13 protein-coding genes are annotated in these 24525 nt (G+C 69.8%); 7 read left to right on the plus strand and 6 right to left on the minus strand.

Annotation, left to right across the window (positions count from 1 at the left end; all coding sequences use genetic code 11):
• Both D7Y04_RS23750 and D7Y04_RS23755 read left to right on the plus strand, forming a co-directional pair.
• Positions 1–328: hypothetical protein (locus tag D7Y04_RS23750; RefSeq protein ID WP_233601554.1), on the plus strand; the 328-nt coding region annotated here is incomplete at its 5' end.
• A gap of 61 nt (positions 329–389) precedes the next feature.
• Positions 390–1313: a hypothetical protein gene (locus D7Y04_RS23755; RefSeq protein ID WP_121760791.1), complete on the plus strand. Its 924-nt coding sequence runs from the start codon at positions 390–392 to the stop codon at positions 1311–1313.
• Here the strand turns inward: D7Y04_RS23755 and D7Y04_RS23760 are convergent.
• The 5 genes from D7Y04_RS23760 to D7Y04_RS23780 form a co-directional block, all read right to left on the minus strand.
• Positions 1310–2047: an SDR family oxidoreductase gene (locus D7Y04_RS23760; protein WP_120599174.1), complete on the minus strand. Its 738-nt coding sequence runs from the start codon at positions 2045–2047 to the stop codon at positions 1310–1312. The two genes, D7Y04_RS23755 and D7Y04_RS23760, sit on opposite strands and share 4 nt — an antisense overlap.
• Positions 2044–3408, minus strand: a complete 1365-nt coding sequence (locus tag D7Y04_RS23765) for an FAD-binding oxidoreductase (protein ID WP_120599179.1) — start codon at positions 3406–3408, stop codon at positions 2044–2046. The genes D7Y04_RS23760 and D7Y04_RS23765 overlap by 4 nt, the downstream gene beginning before the upstream one ends.
• A 13-nt stretch (positions 3409–3421) precedes the next feature.
• Positions 3422–4870 (minus strand): UbiA family prenyltransferase, encoded by a 1449-nt coding sequence (locus tag D7Y04_RS23770; protein WP_121760792.1) that lies wholly within the window; start codon positions 4868–4870, stop codon positions 3422–3424.
• A gap of 130 nt (positions 4871–5000) precedes the next feature.
• The gene (locus tag D7Y04_RS23775; protein ID WP_120599176.1) at positions 5001–6383 is read right to left on the minus strand and encodes a di-heme oxidoredictase family protein; all 1383 of its coding nucleotides are present in this window, start codon (positions 6381–6383) and stop codon (positions 5001–5003) included.
• Between the two features lie 84 nt (positions 6384–6467).
• Positions 6468–7268, minus strand: coding sequence for a hypothetical protein (locus tag D7Y04_RS23780; RefSeq protein WP_120599177.1), 801 nt, complete (start codon positions 7266–7268; stop codon positions 6468–6470).
• Positions 7269–7679: 411 nt separating this feature from the next.
• Between D7Y04_RS23780 and D7Y04_RS23785 the strand changes: the two genes are divergently transcribed.
• The 4 genes from D7Y04_RS23785 to D7Y04_RS23800 all read left to right on the plus strand — a co-directional run bounded on the left by D7Y04_RS23785 (position 7680) and on the right by D7Y04_RS23800 (position 15758).
• Positions 7680–9968: an McrB family protein gene (locus D7Y04_RS23785; RefSeq protein ID WP_121760793.1), complete on the plus strand. Its 2289-nt coding sequence runs from the start codon at positions 7680–7682 to the stop codon at positions 9966–9968.
• Position 9969: 1 nt separating this feature from the next.
• Complete coding sequence (locus D7Y04_RS23790; protein WP_121760794.1) at positions 9970–11565, plus strand: DUF2357 domain-containing protein; 1596 nt, start codon at positions 9970–9972, stop codon at positions 11563–11565.
• 87 nt (positions 11566–11652) lie between these two features.
• The gene (locus D7Y04_RS23795; protein WP_121760795.1) at positions 11653–14649 is read left to right on the plus strand and encodes a DEAD/DEAH box helicase; all 2997 of its coding nucleotides are present in this window, start codon (positions 11653–11655) and stop codon (positions 14647–14649) included.
• A gap of 134 nt (positions 14650–14783) precedes the next feature.
• A complete protein-coding gene (locus D7Y04_RS23800) occupies positions 14784–15758 on the plus strand; it encodes an NADP-dependent oxidoreductase (RefSeq protein ID WP_121760796.1) in 975 nt (324 codons plus the stop codon).
• Positions 15759–15761: 3 nt separating this feature from the next.
• Here the strand turns inward: D7Y04_RS23800 and D7Y04_RS23805 are convergent, their stop codons facing one another.
• Complete coding sequence (locus D7Y04_RS23805) at positions 15762–16067, minus strand: hypothetical protein (protein ID WP_120599483.1); 306 nt, start codon at positions 16065–16067, stop codon at positions 15762–15764.
• Between the two features lie 188 nt (positions 16068–16255).
• Between D7Y04_RS23805 and D7Y04_RS23810 the strand changes: the two genes are divergently transcribed.
• On the plus strand, positions 16256–24525 hold an 8270-nt coding region (locus D7Y04_RS23810; protein WP_121760797.1), incomplete at its 3' end, for a non-ribosomal peptide synthetase.

Here is a 24525-nt window from a genome sequence, read left to right on the forward strand (position 1 = left end):
AGGACTCCGGGTGCGCATCCTCGACGCGCAGTCCGGCCCGGCCCAGCTGCGTGCCCTCTTCAACGTCTTCCGCGCCAACCTCTTCGCCCACGAGAAGTACGTGCCCCAGCCGTACGACGGCACCGCATTGCTGCTCAGCGCCAGCACCGTCGCCGCGGGGATTCCGCGTCACCGCGGCTGGGAGCCCCTCGTGCGAGGCGGCCTGCAAGTGCACGACGTCCCCGGTGGCCACCACGAGCTGATGCAGGACCCGCACCTCGGGTCTGTCGTCGAGCATCTGCGCTCCGCCCTGGCCGCCGTTACGTCCAACGACGCCACCGGCAGTTGAAGACAACCTCCACTCCGTGTCTGTCTTTCAGGCACGGAGTGGAAGGGGTTACGGTGCGCGCATGTCGCGCGAAGAGAACAATCGCTATCTCCGCGGAGTCGCCGATAAGCAGCTCCGCAAGGTGCCCGTCCTGGGATGGCTGGGTCGCCATCCGTTCCGGAAGCTCCTGCTCATCTGGGCCGTCCTGCTGCCGCTCTGGTACGGCTTCCATGCCTTCTTCACCAACCCCTCACCCATCACCGGAAACGGCGAATGGCCCACCCCCAAGCCCCAGGTTCCTCCAGGGCTGGGCCAGCAGTTGCTCCCCTTCCTCATCCTCTTCTTCGTGCTCGTGGGCGGGAGCCTGGCCTGGCGGCAGTACCAGGTTCGCAAGGCGCGCAGGCGGGAGGCCGAGGCACTCCAGCACCCGGACGCGGAGGCCTGGTTCCGGCTCACGGATGAGCTCCTTCCTCCGAGCAGCCCTTTCCCCGACGTGGACGTCTTCCGGGCGCAGAGACGGGCCCTGGGGAGGATCCTCTACGGGCAGGACGCCCTGGCCCGCCACGAATTGAACGCGGTGGACTGGCGGAGCAAGGCGCCCCTGCTCCAGGCCATGGAGCGAGGCAGTGACGCGCTCCTCCAGCTGATCTGCAAGGACGACCCTGAGCAGCCCCTGAGGCTCGCCCGCAAGGCCCTCGCCCTGGCCGACATCAACCCCGCCGTTCCCGGAGCCAAGCTGGGCCGCGTCTTCTACGACGTCCTCATCCACTCCGCGGAGGTCGTCACGGGCCAATCAACGCCGGAGGGCCTGCGGCTCCTGGAGCTCCAGCAGGAGGAGTCTCCTCTCATCGTGGTCCGCCTGCTCTGCGCCTGGGCACTCCGGGCCGCGGCCATCCAGCGGAACGACCCGGAACGCGCGGAGCGGATGCGCCAGTTCCTCCAGACGCACGCGCCCCACTGCGCTCCGCTCCACCGGCTGCCCGCGCGGGCCACGGCGGAAGCCTAGAGCTTCAGCCGCTTGAACACGGGCTCCGGGATGCTCTTGATGATGAGCATGATGAGCGCCCAGAAGCCGGGCACGTAGACCTCGTTCTTGCGCCCGTCCGCGGCCTTCAAGAGGCCGCGCGCCACCTGCTCCGGCGACGCGAAGAGCTTGTTCTTCGGCACGTGGGCCGTCATCGGCGTGTCCACGAAGCCGGGCTTCACCGTCACCACCGCCACGCCGGACTTCGCCAGGCGGTTGCGCAGGCCCTGGAGGAACACGGTCAGCGCGCCCTTGGACGCGCCGTACACGTAGTTGCTCTGCCGGCCACGGTCTCCCGCCACCGACGAAATCACCACCAGCGTGCCGGCCTTCTGCGCCTCGAAGCGGTTGGCCAGCTCCGTCAGCAGCGACGCGGCGGAGAGGAAGTTCGTGCGCAGCACCAGCTCCGCCGCCGCCCACGAGCGCTGGCTCTCCTCCTGGTCTCCCAGCACGCCATGCGCCAGCACGACCCCGTCCAGTCCACCCAGGGCCTGCCACGCGCGCTCCACGAGGCTCGCGTGCGCTTCGCAGTCGTTCAAGTCCAGCGCGCGGAACTCCACCTTCTGCGCGCCGCGCGTGGCCGCGTCCTTGGCCACCGCCTCCAGGTTCGCGGCGTTGCGGCCCACCAGGTACAGCGATGCCCCGCGCGCGGAGAGCAACCGCACCGTGGCCTGGGCAATGGCGCTCGTGGCGCCGAGGACAATGACTTTCTTCATGGGATGGCGACCTGACGGTCTTCCAGCGAGGGCAGGGGCAAGGACACCGGGTTCACCCGGCGCCAGAAGGAGGACGAGAACGCGGGATCGACATACGCGGAGAACTGCTCGCGCTTGGGGAAGTACGCGGCGAAGCTCTCCGGACTCATTCGCGCGTCCTTGGCCGGGTACACCGCCCCGCCCGCTTCGCGCGTCACGCGGTCCAGCGACTCCACCAGCTTCCACGTCTTCTCACCCTGGTTGGCGAAGTCCAGGGCCAGCGTGTAGCCGGGGCGCGGGAAGGACAGCCACCCGGGCGACGGCAGGTCTCCGAACGTCTTGAGCACGGACAGGAAGCTGGGCAACCCACCCCGGGCGCTGCGCTCCAGCAGCTCCCGCAGCGCGTCGCGCGCGGTGGCGTGGGGCACCACGCACTGGAACTGGAGGAAGCCCCGGCGGCCGTAGATGCGGTTCCAGCCGTACACGCTGTCGAGCGGGTAGAAGAACGGATCGTAGTGCACGAGCCGGGGAGACGGCTTCATCCGCTCCCGGTGGTAGTACAGGAAGTTGAACGCGGACACCGACAGCCGGTTGAGGCAGAAGCCCGGCAGGTCGATGGGCACCGCGAGCCCGCTGCCATGCGACAGGTGGCTCTTCGCCAGGGGCAGCCGCTCGAACTGCGTGGGCGCGAAGTTGCCCCGGTAGAACAGGCCGCGACCCAGCTTGCGCCCTCGCGCCAGGCAGTCCACCCACGACATGGTGAAGTCGTGGTCCGCCTCGGACTCCGCGGACACGCGGATGAAGCCGTCCAGGTTCTCGAACGGGACGGTTTCCTGAATCACGAAGGGGTTGCGGATGGGCTTGAGCTGCACCTCCGCCCAGGTGACGAGCCCCGTGAGCCCCAGGCCGCCAATCGTCGCGCCGAACCAGTCCGGGTTCTCGTCGGGCGCGCACATCCGCCGGCTGCCATCCGAGCGCACCAGCTCGAAGCGGCGCACGTGCCGGCCGAACGTCCCGGCCCGGTGGTGGTTCTTGCCGTGCACGTCATTGGCGATGGCGCCGCCCACCGTGACGAACTTCGTGCCCGGCGTCACCGGCAGGAACCAGCCGCGCGGCACGGCCAAGCGCAGCAGCGTGTCCAACGACACGCCGGACTCGCAGCGCACCACGCCCGTCGTCGGGTCGAAGTCGATGAGCCGGTCCAGGCCCGCGGTGAGCAGCACCGTGCCCCCGCCGTTGAGGCAGGAATCGCCGTAGCTGCGGCCCAGGCCATGCGGCAGGACGGAGCCCTCCACCTGGGGCACCGCGTCCGAGCGCCACGCCAGCGCGCGCGTCCGCTGCTCCACGCGGGGGAAACGGCCCCACGAATCCGACGTGCTCATCGCCATGCTCCCGTCACGTCGCCACCCACAGCACCAGCGCGGCGGCCACGCCGACGACATAGCTGACGCGATCCCTCAGCGCGAAGACGAGCGGGTCCTCGTTCACGAGCCCCCGGTGCGCCAGCAACCAGATGCGCCCCACCCAGTACAGCATCACCGGGCACAGCATCCACAGCCGCTCCGGGTGGGCATACAGCGCCGTGACTTCCTTGCTGGTGATGTAGAGGGCCAGCACCATCACCGACACCTGGCCCGCCGCCGCGCCCAGGCTCGCGAGCTGCTCGTAGTCCTGCGCCAGGTAGCCGCGCCCGTGGGCGGACGTCTCGTTGGACTGGCGCAGCCGCCGCACCTCGCTCAGCCGCTTGAGCAGGGCCAGCGACAGGAAGAGGAAGGTGCTGAACATGAGCAGCCAGCTCGACGTGGGCACGCCCACCGCCAGCGCGCCGCCGAAGATGCGCACCGTGTAGAGGCCCGCCAGCACCAGCACGTCCAGCATCACCACCTGCTTGAGCCGCAGCGAATACGCGAGCGTGAGCACGAAGTAGGCGGCCAGCAGCGCGGAGAACGACAGGGGCAGCGTCGCCAGCGCCAACGCCGCGGCGCCCACCAGCAGCAGCGGCGCCAGCACGACGCCCGCGCGCACCGGCAGGGCCCCGGACGCGAAGGGCCGCCGCGACTTGGACGGGTGCCGCCGGTCCGACGCCAGGTCCAGCAGGTCGTTGATGATGTACACGCTGGAGGCGCAGAGGCTGAAGGCGAGGAACGCCAGCACCGCGCGCGGGGCCATGCCGTCCTGGGTGGCCTTGTGCGCCGCCAGCAGCGGCACGAAGACGAGCGCGTTCTTCGCCCACTGATGCACCCGCAGCGCCTTCACCCAGGTGCGCACCCCGCCCGGCGGGGCCTCGAAGACGCGGTGCACGGGACGGCCCAGCCCCTGGGCCTGGCGCAACACGCCCGCTGGCGCATGCACCACGATGATCCGCCGGCACTCGCGCCACAGGTGCAGGTCCACCGCGTCGTTGCCCGCGTAGTCGAAGGGCCCCAGCAATTCGCGCAGCCGCTCCAGCTTCCGCGCGCCGGACAGGTTCACCCCGGCTTCACTGGCGACCACCGTATGGAAGAGGCCCAGGTGGGCGGCCACCGCGTCGGCGATGCTCCGGTCCGCGGCCGTGGCCAGCACCAGCCGCCGCCCCCGGGCGTGCTCCTCGCGAAGGAAGGCCACCACGTCCGCGTTGTACGGCAGCGAGGTGACGTCCAGCCGCGCGCGGCGGGCCACCTCCGCCTTGAAGAAGGCCTTGCCCCGGAGCACCCACAACGGCACCAGCAGCAGCAGCCACGGCGCGTTCTTGAGCAGCACGAGCAGGTTCTCGTGCAACGTGTCCGTGCGCACCAGCGTCCCGTCCAGGTCGACCGCGAGCGGGACGTCGAGGGCATCATCGGGAGTGGGAGTCTGAGGCTGCATGAAGGGGGCGCGCAGGGTACTCCAAGGGCCCGGGGCGGCCCAATGTTCCGTGCGCCCACCCGGGCCGAAGCCCCTCCAGGCGGCGGTCCCCCTGGCCGCTGTGCGGACGGGAGTGCGTCCCGTCCGTGCCTCAGAGCGACTTCAGGAAGGCGAGCAGCGCGGCCCGGTCCTCGCGGGGCAGCCGCACGTAGCGCGCCTGCGCGGGGGCCGCCTCGCCTCCATGCCAGAGGACGGCCTCCTCCAGGGAGCGGGCCCGGCCGTCATGCAGGAAGCGGGTGTGCCGGTTGACGGCCTCCACCAACCCGATGCCCCACAGGGGCGGCGTGCGCCACTCGCTGCCCGTGGCCAGTCCGTCCGGACGCCCGTCCGCCAGGCCCTCGCCCAGGTCGTGCAGCAGCAGGTCCGTGTAGGGGTAGATGACCTGGCGGGAGACCTCGTCGAAGCCCTCCACCGGCCCCGTCTCCTGGGGCGTGTCCACGTGGCACGCCGCGCAGCCGATGGCGCGGAAGACGGCATGGCCCCGCTGGACCTCCGGCGCCTCCCAGTCGCGCCGCTTGGGCACGGCGATGAGGCGCATGTAGATCATCAGCAGGTCCATGTCGTCCTGCGACACCTCGGGCTCACCCGGAGCGCCCCGGCCCTGCTCCTGGCGGTAGAGCGTCGTGGTGACGCCCATGTCCGCGACGAGCGCATGCGCCACCTGCTGGCGCAGCGTGGGCTGATTGGCCTTCCACCCGAAGCGGCCCAGGCGCGTCTCGCCCGTCTCCACGTCGAGCACCCGGTTGACCCGGCCGGAGATGCCGTCCTGGTCGCGGTCCTCGGGGTCGGCGCGGGCCACGATGTCGGCCTCCGGCAGCGCCTCCAGCAGGCCCAGGCCGAAGTTCACGGGCGACACGCGGGCGGAGAACAGGGCGCCGTCGCCCAGGGGGCCGTGCACCAGCCCCTGGAACTGGTAGCGCGGGCGCACCAGCGAGTACGGCTCACCGGTGGCGAAGGTGCCGCGCGTCTCCTCGAAGTCGACGCGGACGTGGCCCTCGGGGACCTGGCCCTCCACGGCGTGCGCATCCAGTTGCATGCCGTACAGCGGGTGGGGACTGGCGCCGTCGGGCGCGCTCAGCTGGAACGCCAGCGAGACGGGCGCCTCCGTGGGGCTCGAGGGCGGCTGGCCCCGGCCGTCCTTCACGTGGCAGGTCATGCAGCCGGTGGCGCTGAAGAAGGGCCCGGCCACGGCGGCACGCAGGCGCGAGTCGCTCCAGTCGCGGTCGAAGACGCCCTTGCCCGCGTAGAAGTCCGGCCAGCGCGAGCGCGGCATGTTCATGGGCGCGCGCCCGAAGGCATTGCGGCCGGTGTCCGTCACCGTGGTGGCACCGCCTGCCTGCTCCACGTGCGGCAGGACGACGGGGGGAAGCGCGCCCAGCACCAGGGGTTCGGGGCGGCGGACGACGGTGGCCCACGCGGCGCCGATGAGCAGCGCTCCGGCGGAGATGCCAGCGAGAGACCAGGGCACGCGCATCGTCACGACTCCTCGATGGGAAGACTCAGGCAGACAAACACCACCGGGCGGGAACGAGGCGCCCCCACCCGGTGGAGGAACAGCTTACTTCTCCTGGCCGAAGGACTCGCCCGTGACGAGGAAGTCCGTCGCGCTGGCGTTCACGTCGATGCCGGAGAAGTGGCGGTACGGGTAGGCACCGTCACCAATCTCCTCGATGAACTCCACCGTGTCGCCGACGACTTCCTTCCCATCAGCGAGCTTGACGCTGAAGGTCGTGTTGGCCACGTTCAGGCGCCAGCCGCAGGCGCCGTCCATGCCCACATTCCCGCCCGTGGAGGTGGTGCGGTAGGAGAAGAAGCCCCAGTGCCAGTAGTACCAGTCGAGGAAGGCCCACCAGCTGTAGAAGGTGATCATCATGGTCTGCGGCTGGGGGCTCGACCCAACGAGGCGACCATTGTTGTAGACGTTCATCCGGAACGCGCCGGAGGACGAACCGGTGAAGCCCGGCTCCACGGACACCTGGCGGTCCTTCCCGGGGGTGATGCGCAGGGTGCTGACCACCTGGTCACCATCCCGCGCGGCCAGGGCGAGGCCGCCCGAGGCGCTGCCAATGCGAATCTGCGCGTCCTGCGACCAGGTGATGGCGTCGTTGAACGTGCTGGAGACGCCGTCCGTCTTGAGGCTCTTCAGCCCGTTGACCTGCACGCCCTTCTCGGAGGCGGCCAGGGACGCGTTGCCCTTGGCGCAGGTGGTGATGCCATCGAACCGCTGCACGCAATCCGCCTTGGCGGACAGCTCCGCGGACTGCGAACCTTCCGGGGACTGCGTCGGCTCACCCTGGCAACCAACCACCAGGCTCAGGAACGCAGCCGCCAGGAGGCGACTCGTCATCTTCAGGTGCATGTGTGGGACCTCGACTGTGTGGGGGACACTGTCTGCTTCACTCACAACGGACGGAGACGCGGGCGCCCGGCAGGCGGATGCAACGGGGAGGCACCGGACACGCGTTCCAGGTCCGTTCCCCTGCACCTGCCACGCCACACCCCAAGATTTTTGCGCTTTCCTCGGAAGGCCTCGCTGCGGATGACACGGGTGTCGTGGCCGCTGTAGCGCCGCCAGTTACAGGAGCACGGCAGCGTGTGTCCCTCAGTGTCACAGCCACGCGCGGCGCGCGGGGTCGGAAGGCACCTGGAGCCGCGAGCGGCCTGACGTCCTTCGGGGCCTGGGACGGGATTGGGAGGCTTTGCCGGGAAATGCGCCCGCGTGGCATCGTGCCGCGCTCCGCCACGCCAGGGTGGCTCCAGGAGTTGCATCGTGCTGACCGACGCGCAGGTGAAAGAGCTCTGGAACAAAGCCGCCCCCTTTCCGGAGTGGGAGACATGGCAACGGAACTACCGGGAGTTCCTCACCTGGGCCACCTCGCTGTCGGACGAGGCGCTCGCGAGCCCTGTTGCACAAGCGAAGCTGTGGTCCGCGGACGCGGTGACGACCCTGGGACCGGGCGGCAGGGTCAAGGTGACCGGAGCCTTCATGGACCCGGAAATCGTCCAGGCCATCGTCGCGCTGCGGACGCGTCAATGGCCGGAGAGCCCCTTGGAGCGTGCGGAGGCCATGCATGCCGAAGGGGAGCGTATCCTGGCGCTGGTCTCCCCCAAGCACGGTCCCCGCCGCCCGCAGGCGCGCCTGTGGCGTCTCTTCGCGGTGCTCCTGCCAGCGGACTTCCACTGCGTGTTCAACTACCAGGCGCAGTGGCATGTGGCGACGCTGCTGCTGACCGGAGAGCATGGGTCGAGCCCCGTGCTCGTCCGGGACCGGCTCCGGCAGGTCCTCGGCGCCGAACAGGACCTCGCGGATCACGTTCGCCGCTCCGTCTTCTGCTGGTGGCTGCATGAGAAGTACGACGCCATCACGAGTGGCCAGGATCCTGGCAGGCCCCCGGTGGCACCGGTCGACAGCCCGCCCGTTCCCATCACCCTGTGGGCCTTCGGCAAGCAGTTCAAAGGCAATGCCGCCGTCAAGCGCTTGGTGGAGGCCTATCGAGACGTCATTCAGACCACCCTTCCTGGCGTCTCACGGAGTGACCTGCTGGAGGAGTTGGGCGACAAGGAGGAGTTCCAGAGCCTGGCCCTGCCCTCTCGCCGGAGCCTCATCTCCCGGGTGACCGGACTGGGCCTGGTGGAGGAACGCGATGGCCTGCTGCGCCCGACCCGGGACGGCCATGAGCTGCTCGAGAATGACGCCCCCGATGTCCTGGTGCACCGGATGCTGGAGCGCGTCTACCCCATGGCGGCCCTCCTTCGCTTCCTGAAGGAAGGCCCACGCACCACGGGGCAGATCATCACGTACCAACAGAAGGTCTACCCAGGCTGGACCGGGGCCATGGGCCCCACGTCGATGCTGGCCTGGGTCCGGGCCCTGGATCTCGCGGAGCGCCAGCCGGATGGCCGCTATGCGCTCAGTGACTACGGCCTGGCGTGGGAAGCCCGCCTTCCACAGGAGCTGCCGGCACCGTCAGCCGAAGGGGCCCGGGCGGACGCGGTGCTGGCGGATGTCGAAGCGGAAGTCACAGGAGAGGAAGCGAAGCCCATTCCCGAGCCCACACCTCGCGAGTGGTTGGACCTGGCCGCGCTGCGCGAGCGCTTCAAGAACGACCCGCAGGCAAAGGGGTTCGTGCTGGATGACCTGCAGCTCGCGGCGCTCCACCACGCATGGCATTGCAACGAGCGAAAGCGCTTCGTCATCCTCGCGGGACTCTCTGGCACGGGCAAGACAGCCCTGGTCCGACACTACGCACGCCTCTACTGCGAGGCATTGAACGCGGATCCCGAGAAGCACATCGAGGTGGTGGCCGTCTCCCCGGACTGGAGGGATCCAACGGGCCTCCTGGGTTACTACAACGCCTTGCACGAAGCGCCCACCTTCCAGGTGGAACCGACCCTGAGATTGCTGCTCGCCGCCACGCGCAACCCCTCCAAGCCCTATTTCCTCATCCTGGATGAGATGAACCTGGCGCGCGTCGAGCAATACTTCGCGCCATTCCTCTCCTCAATGGAGTCCGCGCTGCCCATGGCGCTGCACGGGCAGGAATCCGCGGTCAACGGGGTGCCGCCCAGGCTCGCGTGGCCCCAGAACCTCTTCATCGCGGGGACGGTGAATATGGATGAGACCACCTTCCCCTTCAGTGACAAGGTGTTGGACCGGGCCTTCACGCTGGAGTTCTGGGACGTGGACCTTCCGTCGTTCTTCCAGGCGCTGCCGGAGACGAAGCGGCAGCCGGAGTTCGAACCTGTCATCCAGGCCTTCCACGACGCGCTCCGGCCCATCCGCCGGCACTTTGGCTACCGGACCGCGGGGGAGCTCCTGTCCTTCGCCATCGTCGCCACGACGGAGGCTTCGGACGAAGTGCGCTGGAGCCTCTTCGACCAGGGACTCTTCTCCAAGGTCCTGCCCCGCCTTCGGGGAGAAGCCAGCCAGGAATTGCGCGCGTCACTGACGGCGCTGCGCGAGGCGTGTGAGAAACACCGGCTGAAACGCTGTGGCGAAAAACTGCTCCAGATGGAGACCTCCCTTCAGCGGGTGGGCGTGACCCGGTTCTGGGCGTGACATGGAGTTCCAGGACGCGCAGGGAAGGTGTCTTCCAGAGGTCCTCCAGGAAGGCACCGCCATCTTGGAAGAGGCCAGCACCTACAGGATCGCGCTCCAGCTGGGAGATGCCGCGAGGGCAGGTTGGCGCGGATGGCTCGGAGAGCTGGAGCTGAAGTGGGAGGCGGACACCAGCAGCTTCCTTTTGCAAACCGGCTACTGGGTTGGAACCCAGTCGCTGCGGATCCACGGTCCCCACGGAGAGCGGCACATCCCCGTGGAGGTCCACCCGCGCAAAACCAAGCTCCACGCAGAGGCCTGGGTACAACTCCTGCGGGAGCTGGATGCGTGGTTGCCAGGCAGCACGGTGGGCCGGGAGGGTGGGCGCCACGGCGAGGTCGGAAACACCGGCTGTGATGTGACAGGCACCTCCGCGGTGCTTGGCGAGTTGGTGCCCGCATTCATGACCGCGCTGGAGGTGCTGGCGACCGCGCCGCGTGAAAGCGCCGTCGAGCACTGGAACGAGATCCCCGTGCACGCGGTCCGGCAGGCGGACCGGAACACCCTGCGATGGCTGGTGTGCCACCCCCAGGCCTATCAGTGCGTCCAGGGAGTCATCGAAGCGAGGCAGGAAGGGCGCAACACGCTGATTCCCGCGCGCGCATCGAGAGGCGCGCTGGATCATCCCGCGAATCGTTACGTGGCATGGCTGGCCCGGCAGGTGGTGCTCAAGCTGAGGGACACCGCGAGATGCGTCCGCAAGACGAAGGGGAAGAACAAGTCCCTCGATCGCGACCTCGAGCACTGGTGTGAAAGCCGAGCGCGCTGGTTGGAGACGGGAGCGGATGCAGTGGAGTCCGTGCTTCGCCACACGCCCCTGGGAACACTCACGCCAGAGATCGCCTCCGACACGGCGATCCTCACGTTGGTGGACAACCCTGCCTACGGACGGGTCCATGCCATCGGGCAGACGTTCCTCCTCCCCCGCTTCAAGCTTCCCCTGGACGATGCGTTGATCGACGCCCCGGTCCGTCCCTCGTATGAGCTCTACGAGCTGTGGACCTTCCTGGCCGTGCAACGACTGATGGAGGAGCAGCTGAAGGGGCTCCAGTGGACAGGCAGCGGCATCGACAAGCTCCGCTTCTTTGATCAGTCCCCCAACGGAGCTAGCTACACGGCTGCCTGGGAGGGACGCGGAACGCTGGAGCTCCACTTCAACCTTCCCTTCGCAGGCTTCCTCTCCGCCCGGAAAAAGGCCCCGGCATGCTGGAGCATCTCCGGAGCACGGCGGCCGGATGTCGTGATGGCGTGGAAGCCTCTGAATGGCCCCGGACGTTGGATCTGCCTGGACGCGAAATACCGGACCCACGAGCAGGCCCTGGCGGAGTCTTTCGAGTCGGTGCATCTCTACCGCGACGCGCTCCGCTGGCAGGGCATGTCGCCGCAGGGACGCTGTGCCGGGGCGCTCCTGCTCGTCCCCGCCAGAAACGAGGCTTCCACTCCGTGGTTCGAGAAGTCCTTTCGGGATGAGCATGGGGCAGGAATCATCTGCCTGACGCCCGGCCAGCCTCCGCCAGCGGAACTCTTCGACTGGATCCAGGAACAGCTCCAGCTGTAGCCGTGCCGGACACTCCCGGTGCGGATGTCCTCCCGGGACGCCGCGTTGTTGCACCAAGCCCGGCACAGGGCTAGGGACAGCCCACGTATGTCGGCGCTCGCGGAACTGCTCGAAGCCATCCGGGAGGAGTCAGGCCCGACCACGTGGTCCGCCGGACAGGCCCTGTCGCGTGCGGGGGTCGTGTCGGTGCAGTCCGTGGACGAGGAAGAGGTCGTCCTGCGGATCCGCATCCCCGGCCGCCCCACCCCGCTCACCACGACGCTCTACCCCGAGGATGAAATCTGGGAGTGCGACTGCCGGGGGAAGGTGGACCCCTGCGAGCACGTCATCGCCGCGGCCATCGTCCTGCGGCAGGCGGAAGGAAGGAAGGCCACGGCGGCGGCCTCTCCTGCCCGCCCGGGCCCTGCCGCCGCGGCAACGCGTCCCGGCACCCCGCCGAAGACAGAACGGCTGGTGTACCGCTTCAAGCGCGTGGACGGGGGCCTCCAGTTGGAGCGGCTGGTGGTCCGGCCGGACAACACCGCGCGGCTCCTGGCCCGGAGCCTGGCGTCCGTGCTCCAGAACCCCGTGGAGGCCGCGCGCATCCACGTGGATCCATGCGACCTGCTCGCGGACAAGCTGCTCGCTCAGCCCACGCGGGGCGCGCTTCCGCAGAGCAAGCTGGACGCCCTGCTGCACGTGCTGGAGAAGGCGCGCACGGTCCTCTTCGACGGCGCGCTCGTCTCCGTCTCCAACGAGCCGCTCCTCCCGCGAGTCACCGTGGAGGACCGGGGCGAGCAGACCGTGCTCAAGGTGGAGAAGGATCCACGCATCAACGAGCTGGTGAGCCCCGGTGTCGCGCTGTGCGCGGGCGCGCTCTGCCGGCTGGCTGAGCAGCCCCTCACGGGCGCGCGGCTGGAGAACCTGCCCCAGGAGCGCGTCTTCTCCCCGGAGCAGCTCGCGGACCTGACGAGCAAGGTGCTGCCGGACTTCGCGCGGCGCATGCCGGTGGACGTGAAGAGCCGGCGGCTGCCGCCCATCGACCGGACGCTCAAGCCGCGCATCTCGCTGGAGTTGGACAAGCTCGACGCGGGGCTCTCGGTGCTGCCCACGCTGGTGTACGGCTCGCCGCCCACCGCGCGCATCGACAATGGGAAGCTGGTGTACCTCCAGGGCGCCGCGCCGGTGCGCGACGAGCCCACGGAGACGAAGCTCATCCACCAGCTGAGGGACGAGCTGAACATGGCGCCGGGCCGGCGCGTGACAGTCCACGGCAAGGAGGCCGTGCAGCTCGCGGACAAGCTGCGCAAGTGGCGCGGAGGCCTCACGGGGAACGCCGCGGGCGTGGTCAGCCCGGACGTGAAGCTCAGGCCCATGCTCACGTTGGACACGGCCGCCACCGACGCGGGTGTGCCGCGAGTGGGCTTCTCGCTCGACTTCCACGTGGAGGGCCTGGGCTCCGGAGAGAAGCGCACCGTGGACGCAGGCGCGGTGATGCGGGCCTGGGAGGAAGGCCTGGGGCTGGTGCCATTGGAGGGCGGAGGCTGGGCGCCCCTGCCCACGGGCTGGCTGAAGGCCCACGGCCAGCGAGTGACGGACCTGCTGTCCGCGAGAGAGCGGGACGGCCGACTCGCGAACCACGCCATCCCCCAGCTCACCGGCCTGTGCGAGGCATTGGAGCACCCCGCCCCGCCCGTCACGGAGCGGCTCGCGCCCCTGGTGCAAGGCTTTGAGAAGCTCCCCGAGCCCCAGCTGCCCAAGGACCTCACCGCGACGCTGCGCCCGTACCAGTTGCAGGGCGTGAGCTGGCTCACCTTCCTGAGACAGGCGGGTCTGGGAGGCGTGCTGGCGGACGACATGGGTCTGGGCAAGACGCTGCAGACCATCTGCACGTTGGGCCGGGGAACGCTGGTGGTGGCGCCCACGAGTGTGCTGCCCAACTGGGAAGCGGAGGTGAAGCGCTTCCGCCCGTCGCTGAAGGTGTCTGTCTATCACGGCGTGGGGCGCACCCTGGACGAGTCCGCGGACGTGACGCTCACCACGTATGCACTGTTGCGTCTGGACGCGGCCATCCTGGCAGCGAAGACGTGGGACACGGTGGTGCTGGACGAGGCGCAGGCCATCAAGAATCCAGACAGCCAGGTGGCGCGAGCGGCGTACGAACTGGACGCGGGCTTCCGCATCGCGCTCAGCGGCACGCCCATCGAGAACCGGCTCGAGGAGCTGTGGAGCCTGATGCACTTCACCAACCGGGGCCTGCTGGGCGGGCGCAAGGCATTCGAGGAGCGCTGGTCCCGGCCGGTGTCTGAGAATCAAAAGGGCGCCGCGGAGGCCCTGCGCGCGCGCATCCGCCCCTTCGTGCTGCGCAGGCTCAAGCGCGACGTGGCGCCTGAGTTGCCACCGCGCACGGAGGCCGTGCGGCACGTCACCCTCACCGAGCAGGAGCGCGCCGTCTACGACGCGGTCCACGCCGCGACGCGCGAGGAGGTGGTGTCGCAGCTCGAGGAGGGCGGCAGCGTGTTGAAGGCACTGGAGGCGCTGCTGCGGTTGAGGCAGGCGGCCTGTCATCCAGCGCTGGTGCCGGGGCAGCAGGCAAGGACGTCCTCGAAGGTGCAGGCGTTGGTGGAGGCGCTCGGCACGGCGGTGGCGGACGGGCACAAGGCGTTGGTCTTCTCGCAGTGGACGTCGATGTTGGACCTCATCGAGCCCGCGCTGAAGGAGGCGGACATCGGATTCATCCGCCTGGACGGCAGCACGGCGAACCGGGGCGCGGTGGCGTCGTCCTTCCAGGACGAGAAGGGAGCGCCCGTGATGCTCATCTCGTTGAAGGCGGGAGCGACGGGGCTCAACCTGACGGCGGCGGACCACGTCTTCCTGGTGGACCCCTGGTGGAACCCGTCAGTGGAAGCACAGGCGGCGGACCGGGCGCACCGCATCGGACAGCAGCGCCCGGTGATGGTGTACCGGATGGTGTCCCAGGGCACGGTGGAGGAGAAGATCCTCCTCCTGCAGGACAAGAAGCGAGCCCTCTTCGAGGCCGCGCTCGGAGGCGCCACGGGAGGCGCCGCGATCACGCGAGCGGACCTCATGCAGCTCTTGAACTGAGGGCATTCCGCGGCGGGGTGGAAAGCGGCAGTCCGCTCCCTCGCCATGCCTGCGTGGGGCCAGTGACGCTGAACGTCACGCCGAGCATGCGCATCGTCTCGGAGGACAAACGTCAACCGAGAGGGAGTCACAGCATGCCAGCATCCATTCCCGACAAGATGAGGGCCGCGGCGCTCGACCGCTTCGGCGGCCCGGAGGTCCTGGGCATCAAGACCATCTCCGTTCCCACCTGTGGCGACGACGAAGTGCTCGTGCGCGTCGCGGTGGCGGGAATCGGTGCCTGGGATTGGATGGAGCGAGAGGGGCAGATGGCCGAGATGATTCCAGGCGGCCCGAAATTCCCCTACGTGCCCGGAGCCGACGGCGCGGGAGAAGTCATCGCGGCGGGCAAGAACGTGAAGAACTTCAAGGTCGGCGACCAGGTCTACGGCTCCGCCTTCATGAGCACCAAGGGAGGCTTCTACGCGGAGTACGTCGCCGTGAAGGAAAACCAGGCGGCGAAGGTGCCCAAGGGGTTGAAGGTGGAGCAGGCAGCGGTGCTCGCCGCGGACGGACTCACCGGGCTCCTGGGCCTGGAGGAGCACCTCCAGCTCAAGTCAGGGCAGAAGCTGCTCATCTTCGGCGCCAGCGGAGGCATTGGACACATCGCACTGCAGCTCGCGAAGAGGCTGGGAGCAAAGGTGCTCGCGGTCGCGTCCGGGCAGGACGGAGTGGAGCTGGCACGGAGGCTGGGAGCGGACGCGGTCGCGGAGGGGCATCAGGAAGACCTGGAGAAGGTCTGCCGCGACTTCGCGCCAGATGGCTTCGACGCGGCGCTGGTGCTGGCCCGGGGAGACGCCGCCGAGCCCCTGCTCCGCAACATCCGCAAGGGAGGCCGCATCGCCTTCCCGAACGGCGTGGAGCCGGCGCCCAAGGGGCCGGAGGGCGTCGAAACCAAGGCCTACGACGGCATCCCCAGCCCCCAGGTGATGAAGCGCCTCAATGAGTTGATTGAAGCGGGGCCGTTCCATCTGGAGATTGGCCGTCTCTACGCATTGGAGGAAGCCGCGAAGGCCCAGCAGGAGGTGCTCAAGCACCACCTGGGCAAGTACGCGATGCGCATCCAGTGACGCTCAATGCGGTCCAGAGTCGCCCGTGGCGGTGTTGAGCATCCGCATTGCCACGGCGCGGCATTCCGAGCAGACAACCCCGGTGCGCTCCCAGTGCACCTGTGCCTCCAGCTCACCGGGGTCCACGGAGCCTTCATCCAGGCGGCGGACCATCTCCGCGAGTGCCTCCGCGGGATTGCCTTCCAGGTCATCTGAAGGGTCGATGAGGTCCTGCTCCCCTTCCAACACCAGACTGAAGCGGTAGTACACGGCGTGCGCGGCGATGACGCATCCGCACGTCGCACAGGTCTTCGCTCGCGGTCCCGTCATGGTGACAAGGATAGCGGCGAAGAACCCTGGCCGCTCAAGCGAAAGGCAAACACCGCGGCAGGGTGTGAAGCCACTTCAAGTTGCAGCTTCCGGCCGTAAAGCGCCACACAGAGTGGAATCCACCAACAGCCATTGGAGGAAGGACACGATTTACCTAAGGTCCGGGCCTCGCGTGAGGAAGCCTGAGAATGAAGCCCTCTGTTGCTGCCGCTGGCCTCTGGACACTGCCGACCCTGCTCGAGGAACGCACGGAACAGGGCCCCACCGCGCCCCTGTTCACCTTTGTCGGGGATGAGGACAGCGAGCAGGAGTCGATGGACAGGGCCACACTCCTGCGGCGGGCACGGACCATCGGCGCGGACCTCCAGCAGCACGCAAGGCCTGGCGCGCGGGCGGTCCTCATCTACCCTCCAGGATTGGAGTACGTCGCCGGCTTCTTCGGCTGCCTCGTGGCGGGCATGGTCGCGGTGCCTGCCTATCCACCGGATCCGCTCCGGCTCGAGCGCACGCTGCCGCGACTGCAAGCCATCATTCAGGATGCCCAGGCCACGGTGGTGCTCACCACCTCCTTCATCGCCTCCATGGCGGAGGCCATCTGCGAGTTGGCGCCGGAGCTGAGGGCGCTGCGCTGGGTCGCCACCGATACGCTATGGGAGGGAGCGGAGGCAGGCCTGCGGTGGCCGCCGCCGCGGGCGGACTCGCTGGCCTTCCTGCAGTACACCTCCGGCTCCACCGGGACGCCCAAGGGGGTGGAGCTCACCCACGCCAACCTCCTCCACAACCTCGGCCTCATCCACGGCGCGTTCCGCATGCGCGGAGACAGCGCGGGCGTCATCTGGCTGCCGCCCTACCATGACATGGGGCTCATCGGCGGCATCCTCGGCACGCTGTACGGAGGCTTCGCCACCACCCTCATGTCGCCGCTGACCTTCCTGCGGCGGCCGATGCGCTGGCTGGAGGTGCTCTCTCGCACCCACGGCACCATCAGCGGCGGGCCCAACTTCGCCTTCGACCTGTGCGTGCGAAAGACCACCGAGGCCGAGCGTGCCGCGCTCGACCTGAGCCACTGGGACGTGGCCTTCTGCGGCGCCGAGCCCATCCGCCCGGAGACCCTGGAGCGCTTCGCCCAGGCCTTCGCCCCAAGCGGCTTCCGCCGCGAGGCCTTCTACCCCTGCTATGGCCTGGCCGAGGGCACCCTCATCGTCTCTGGCGGTGAGGTGGGCTCGCTCCCCGTGCAGCAGTCCCTGGACACGCGCCGGCTGCGCGAGGGCCGTGCCGAGCCGGCCGGGCCCGGGCAACCGCACAGCCAGACCCTGGTGGGCTGCGGGCACTCGCTCCAGGACCAGGAAGTGCGCGTGGTGCACCCGGAGACGCGCGTGCCATGCGCTTCCGGCGAAGTGGGCGAGGTGTGGGTGAAGGGCCCGAGCGTGGCCCTGGGCTATTGGGGCCGTCCCGAAGACACCGCGCGCGACTTCCAGGCGCGCACCTCCGACGGCGCCGGGCCCTTCCTGCGCACCGGGGACCAGGGCTTCCTCCAGGGCCAGGAGCTCTTCATCACCGGCCGCATCAAGGACCTCGTCATCGTCCGAGGCCGCAACCACCACCCCCAGGACATCGAGCGGACGGCGGAGCAGGCTCACGCCGCGCTGAGGCCGGGGTGTGGAGCGGCCTTCTCGGTGGAGGTGGAGTCAGGAGAGCGGCTCGTGCTGGTGTACGAGGTGGACACGCGCCGGCAGCCCGTGGCGGTAACGGAGGTTGCGCGCGCCATCAGCCAGCAGGTGGCCACGGTGCATGAGCTGCGGCTGCATGCGCTCACCCTCATCGCTCCTGGCAGCCTGCTCAAGACTTCCAGCGGCAAGATCCAGCGCCGGGCGTGCCGCGCGGCCTTCCTCTCGGGCGAGCTGCAGGAGGTGGCCTCCTGGCGCGAGCAGCAGGCCGACGTGCCCGAGGTGCCGCCCGCCACCCGCACGCGCGACGCCACCGGGTCCGAGGCGCGACCGGCGACGCCGGAGGCCCTGGAGGAGTGGCTGCGGCTGCGGCTGGCCCGCCGGCTGAATGTGGCCCCACCGGTGGTGGCGCGGGATGAGCCGCTCACCCGCTACGGCCTGGACTCGCTGGCGGCGGTGGAGCTGGCGTACGAGGTGGAGCAGGGCCTCGGCGTGGCGCTGCCCCTGCATGTCGTGCTGGGAGGATCCACGCTGGCCGAGCTGGCAGGGCGGCTCGCCGGCGCGCGCCGGGACTCCACCGGCGCCCTGCCTCGTGCCTCCCGCGAGCAATCCCTGCCCCTGTCCTTCGCCCAGCAGCGGCTGTGGTTCCTCGACGCGTTGGAGCCGGGCGGCGCGCTCTACAACATCCCCGCGGCGGTGCGGCTGCGCGGCGTGCTGGATACCTCCGCCCTGGAGCGCGGCTTCGCCGAGCTGATCCGCCGCCACGAGTCGCTTCGCACCACCCTCCACTCCGAGCACGGACTCGCCTCCCAGTTCATCCACTCCGAAGCCCACGTGGCGCTGGCCCGGGTGGACCTGGGCGCGCTGGCCCCTCAAGAGCGTGAGGCCGAGGTGCTGCGCCGGGCCTACGACGAAGCCCTGCGCCCCTTCGAGCTGACGCGCGGCCCGCTGCTGCGCACCACCCTGCTGCGCCTTTCTGACTCAGAGCACGTGCTGGTGCTGTGCATGCACCACATCGTCTCCGACGGCGCGTCCATGGGCGTGCTGGTGCGCGAGGTAGCCTCCCTCTATGCGGCCTTCCGCCAGGGCCTGCCCTCGCCCCTGCCCCCGTTGCCCGTTCAATACGCCGACTACGCCCTCTGGCAACGCCAGTGGCTGCGGGGTGATGAGCTCGAGCGCCAGCTGTCCTGGTGGAAGCAGCAATTGGCCGGCGCTCCCGCGCATCTGGACCTGCCCACCGACAAGCCGCGGCCGTCCGTGCGGGACCACCGCGGCGCCAGCGTCCCGGTGCGAGTGCCCGCCGCGACGTGGGAGATGCTCAAGACCCTGGCCTGGCAGGAGGGCGTCACCCCCTTCATGCTCCTGCTGGCCGCCTTCCAGGTGCTGCTGCACCGCCACTCCGGGGAGGAGGACCTCAGCGTCGGCGCTCCCATCGCGGGCCGCTCCCGCCCCGAGACGCAGGGCCTCATCGGCTTCTTCGTCAACACGCTCGTGCTGCGCACGCGACTGGAGGGCAACCCCTCCTTCCGCGAGCTGCTGCAGCGGGTGCGAGAGACAACACTGGGCGCGTTTGCCCACCAGGAGGTGCCCTTCGAGAAGCTGGTGGAGCAGCTTCGGCCCGCGCGCGAGCTGGGCCGCAGCCCCCTCTTCCAGGTCATGCTCGTGCTCCAGCCGGATCCCCTCCCGGCCCTCTCCCTCCCCGGGCTGACGCTGGACCCCGTGGAGCTGGAGAGTCGCACCGCGCCATTCGACCTCAAGCTCTCCCTCGCCGAATCCGCGCAGGGACTGGCGGGCTCACTGGAGTACGCCACCGACCTCTTCGAGCCCGCCACCGTGGTGCGCCTCTTAGGCCACCTGCGGCAGTTGCTGGAGGGGGTCCTCGCCCGGCCCGAGCAGCGCATCGCCGAGCTGCCCCTGCTCACCGAGGCCGAGCGCCACCAGGTGCTGGTGGCGTGGAACGACACCCGCGCGCCCCTGCCTGCCGACACCTGCATCCACCACCTCTTCGAGGCCCAGGTGGCTCGCACGCCGGAATCACCGGCCCTGGGCTTCGAGGGCGCCTGGCTCTCCTACCGCGAGTTGGAGGAGCGCTCCAATCAGCTGGCCTGGCACCTGCGGTCGCTCGGCGTCGGCCCGGAGGTGCGCGTCGGTCTGTGCGCGGAGCGCTCCCTCGAGTTGGTGGTGGGCCTCCTCGCCATCCTCAAGGCCGGCGGCGCCTACGTCCCCCTCGACCCCTCCTACCCCCGCCAGCGTCTGGAATGGATGCTGGAGGATGCGCGTCCCGCGGTGCTTCTGGCCCAGCCCGCCCTGATGGCTCACCTGCCGGAGGCGCCGGGGTCCTCCGTGGTGTCCCTGGCCCTCGGGGACGCGTCGCTGCGCGCCCTGCCCACGCACCCGCCCGCCGCCCTGGCCACTCCCGACAACCTCGCCTACGTCATCTTCACCTCGGGCTCCACCGGCCGCCCCAAGGGCGCCATGAATGCCCACCGCGCCGTCTGCAACCGCCTGCTCTGGTTGCAGCAAGTCGATGGGCTGGGCCCCGACGACGTCGTGCTGCAGAAGACGCCCTATGGCTTCGACATCTCCGTCTGGGAGTTCTTCTGGCCTCTCATCGTGGGCGCGCGCCTCGTGGTGGCCCGCCCCGGTGGCCACCAGGAGCCCGACTACCTGCTGCGCCTCATCCGCGAGCAGCACATCACCACCACGCACTTCGTGCCCTCCATGCTCCATCCCTTCCTGGAGCAGCCCGGCCTGGAGCACTGCGCCAGCCTGCGCCGGGTGGTGAGCAGCGGTGAGGCACTCTCCCCCGAGCTCGCCGGGCGCTGCCTGCGGCTGCTGCCCTCCGCCCAGCTGTACAACCTCTACGGCCCCACCGAGACCGCCATCGAGGTCACCTCCTTCCACTGCCGGCCCCAGCACGGCCACCGCTCCATCCCCATCGGCCGCCCCATCTCCAATGCCCTCATGCGCATCCTCGATGCGCACCTGCGGCCAGTGCCCGCGGGCGTGCCCGGAGAGCTCTTCATCGGTGGCATCCCGGTGGGCCGCGGCTACATCTCCCGCCCGGCGCTCACCGCCGAGCGCTTCGTGCCGGACCCGTTCTCCTCCGAGCCGGGTGCCCGCCTCTACCGCACCGGCGACAAGGCGCGCTGGCTGGCCGATGGCGACATCGAGTACCTGGGCCGGCTCGACTTCCAGGTGAAGGTGCGCGGGCAGCGCATCGAGCTGGGGGAAATCGAAGCGGCCCTGGAGCAGCACCCCCAGGTGCGCCAGGCCGTGGTGGTGGTGCAGGAGGGCGCCTCGGGCGACAAGCGTCTGGTGGCCTACGGGGTGCCGCCCTCGGGTGGACAGCCGCCCTCTCCCCCCGAGGTGCGTGACTTCCTCAAGAGCAGGCTGCCCGGGGCCATGCTCCCCTCGGCCTTCGTGCCCCTGGCAGCCCTCCCGCTGACGGCCAGCGGCAAGGTGGACAGGAAGGCGCTGCCCGCTCCGGATCTGTCCCGCTCCGAGCCGCGCTCCGCCTACGTCGCGCCCCGCGGCGACGTGGAGCAGCGCCTGTGTGACAGCTGGGCCCAGGAGCTCGGTCTGAAGCAGGTGGGCATCCACGACAACTTCTTCGAGCTGGGTGGCGACTCCATCATCAGCCTTCAGGTCGTCGCGCGTGCGCGCCAGGCCGGCCTCGCCCTCTCCACCCGCCAGCTCTTCCAGCATCAGACGGTGGCGCAGCTCGCCCGGGTGGTGGAGTCCGCATCCCAGGCGCTCGGCGAGCAGGGCCCCATCACCGGCCCGGTGCCACTCACCCCCGTCCAGCTTCAGTTGCTGGCGCACGACGCGGTCCATGTCCACCACTTCAACCAGGCCGTGCTCCTGGCCTCGCGTGAGCCGCTGGAGTCCGCGCGCCTGGAGAAGGCCCTCGCGCGTGTGGTGGCCCACCACGATGCCTTGCGGCTGCGCTTGCGCCAGCACGAGGGCGAGTGGCTGCAGGACAACGCCAGCCCCGACGAGGCGTCCGTCCACCTGCTCCAGGTGGACCTCTCCTCCATGCCCGCCTCCGAGCAGCCCGCCGCGCTCGAGGCCGAGGCCTCGCGCCTGCAGGCCAGCTTCGTCCTGGCTCAGCCGCCCCTGCTGCGCGCCGCCCTCTTCCTGCTCGGCAACGGCCAGCAGCGCCTGCTTCTCGTCGCGAACCACCTGGTGGTGGATGCGGTCTCCTGGCGCGTGATTCTGGAGGATCTTCAGTCCGCCTATCTCCAGGCGGTGCTCCCCCCCAAGAGCACCTCGTTCCAGTCCTGGGCTCGCCGCCTGCGGGCCCATGCCCACTCCCAGGCCCTGCTGGCCGAGGCGCCGCTCTGGTGGGACGCGGCCCGCGCACAGGTGGCCCCGCTCCCCACCGACGCCTCCGGCCCCAACACCCACGCCTCCGAGCGCTCCGTCTCCATCCGCCTGAATGCGGAGGAGACGAAGCTGTTGCTCCAGGAGGTGCCCACCGCCTGGCGTGCCCACATCAACGACGTGCTGCTCTCCGCCCTGGCTCGCGCCCTGGGCGAATGGACTGGCCAGTCGCACGTCCTTGTCCACCTGGAGGGTCATGGCCGCGAGGAGCTCTTCGACGACGTGGACCTCTCACGCACCGTGGGCTGGTTCACCTCCTTCATCCCCGTGCTGCTGCCCGTCCGCGCGAGCAGCTCGGTCGGTGAGGGCCTGCGCGGCGTGCGCGACGGACTGCGCCGCCTGCCCCACCATGGCCTGGGCTTCGGTCTGCTGAAGTGGCTCGGGCCGACAGACATCGCCCAGGGGCTCCGGGCACTCCCCGCGCCGCAGGTCGCATTCAACTACCTCGGCCAGCTCGATGGCACGGTCGCCGCCAGCCGGCTCTTCTCCCTGAGCCCCGAACCCTCGGGTCCTTCCGCCGCGCCTTCGGGCCCGCGCCTGCATGCACTGGAGATCAACGGCTCCGTGCTCGACGGGCAGCTCCAGTTCTCCTTCGGCTACAGCACCCACCTGCACCACGCGGCCACCATCGAGTCGCTGGCGCGGCGCTTCGTCCACCACCTGCGCGACCTCATCTCCCTGCGCGCCTCCGAGGACGCCCGTCGCTTCTCCCCGGGCGACTTCCCCCTCGCGGGCCTCTCCCCACAGTCACTCGAGTCGCTGCTGAGGCGGACCGGGCCCGACATCGAGGACCTCTACCCGCTCTCCGCCACCCAGCAGGGCATGCTCTTCCACGCCCAGCTCACACCCGGAGGAGGCCACTACTTCGAGCAGCTCACCTGGGCCATTCGCCCGCTGGATGTCCCGGCGCTGAAGCAGGCCTGGGATGCCGTGGTGGCGCGTGAGGCAGTGTTCCGCACCCGCTTCGTATGGGAGGAGCTGGAGCAGCCGCTGCAAGTGGTGTCCCCGAAGGGGGAGCTGCCCTGGCGGGAGCTGGACTGGCGGAACGTGCCGGCCTCGGAGCAGCCGGCCCGGTTGGAGTCCTTCCTCCGCGAGGACCGGGAGCGTGGCTTCGACCTGGGACGGGCTCCGCTCGCGCGGCTGACCGTCATCCGGATGGCGGAGGAGGACTGGCACTGCGTCTGGAGCTTCCACCACCTGCTGCTGGACGGCTGGAGCGTGGGCATCCTGCTGCGGCGGATCCTCGGTGCCTACGAGGCCGCGGCGCGAGGACAGATGCTCCGGCTGGAACCCGCGCCGGCCTTCCGCGACTACATCGCCTGGCTGGGGCAGAAGGACACGGCGAGCTCCGAGCCGTGGTGGCGCAAGGCGCTGGCGGGCTTCACCGCGCCGACGCCGCTGCCCGGGGCGAAGCCGGTCCCAGCGGGCGCGGCGGTGGCGGAGGGTGGAGAGCGGGTGCTGAAGCTGCCCGCGAGCGTCACGGCGTCGCTGCAGTCCTTCGCGCGGCGGCACGAGCTGACGGTGAGCACGCTGGCGCAGGCCGCGTGGGCGCTGGTGCTCTCCCGCTACAGCGGCGAGGAGGACGTGCTCTTCGGCGTCACCGTCTCCGGCCGTCCGCCGGAGCTGCCCGGTGTCGAGGAGAGGGTGGGTCTGTTCATCCACTCACTGCCCGCGCGCGTCCAGGTGGAGTCGGGGACGGAGGTGGTGCCCTGGCTCCAGAAGTTCCAGGCGCAGCAGGTGGAGCTGCGGCAGCACGAGCACTGCCCGCTGGTGCAGCTGCAGTCGTGGAGCGACGTGCCGCGCGGGACGCCGCTCTTCGAGTCCCTCTTCGTCTTCGAGAACTACCCGCTGGACGCGGCCCTGACGGAGCGCGCGTCCGGGGTGGCCATCACGGACGTGCGCATGCGGGAGCGCCCCCACTATCCGCTCGTGCTCGCGGTGGTCCCGGGCACGGAGCTCCGCCTCCAGCTGGCCTTCGACACCGCCCGTCATGACGAGGCGACGGCCGCGCGGCTGCTGGAGCACGTGCGTCTGGCGCTCGAGGGACTTGCCTCGGGTGAGGCGCGCCGGCCGAGGGACATCTCCTTCCTCCAGGAGCAGGAGCGCCAGCAGGTGCTGGTGGCGTGGAACGACACGCGCGCGCCGTACCCGCGGGACACGCCGCTCCACGTCCTCTTCTCCCGTCAGGCCGAACGCACTCCCGACGCAACCGCCCTCGTCCTCGGCGAAGAGCACCTGACGTACCGCCAGCTCGACTCCCTCTCCAACCAGCTCGCATGCCACCTGCGCTCCCTCGGCGTCCGCCACGGCTCTCCCGTCGCCCTCTGCCTGGAGCGCTCCTTCGAGCTCATCGTCTCCCTCCTCGCCATCCTCAAGGCCGGCGGGGCCTACGTCCCATTCGACGC

This window comes from Corallococcus sp. AB038B (assembly GCF_003668955.1).
Lineage (GTDB): Bacteria > Myxococcota > Myxococcia > Myxococcales > Myxococcaceae > Corallococcus > Corallococcus exiguus.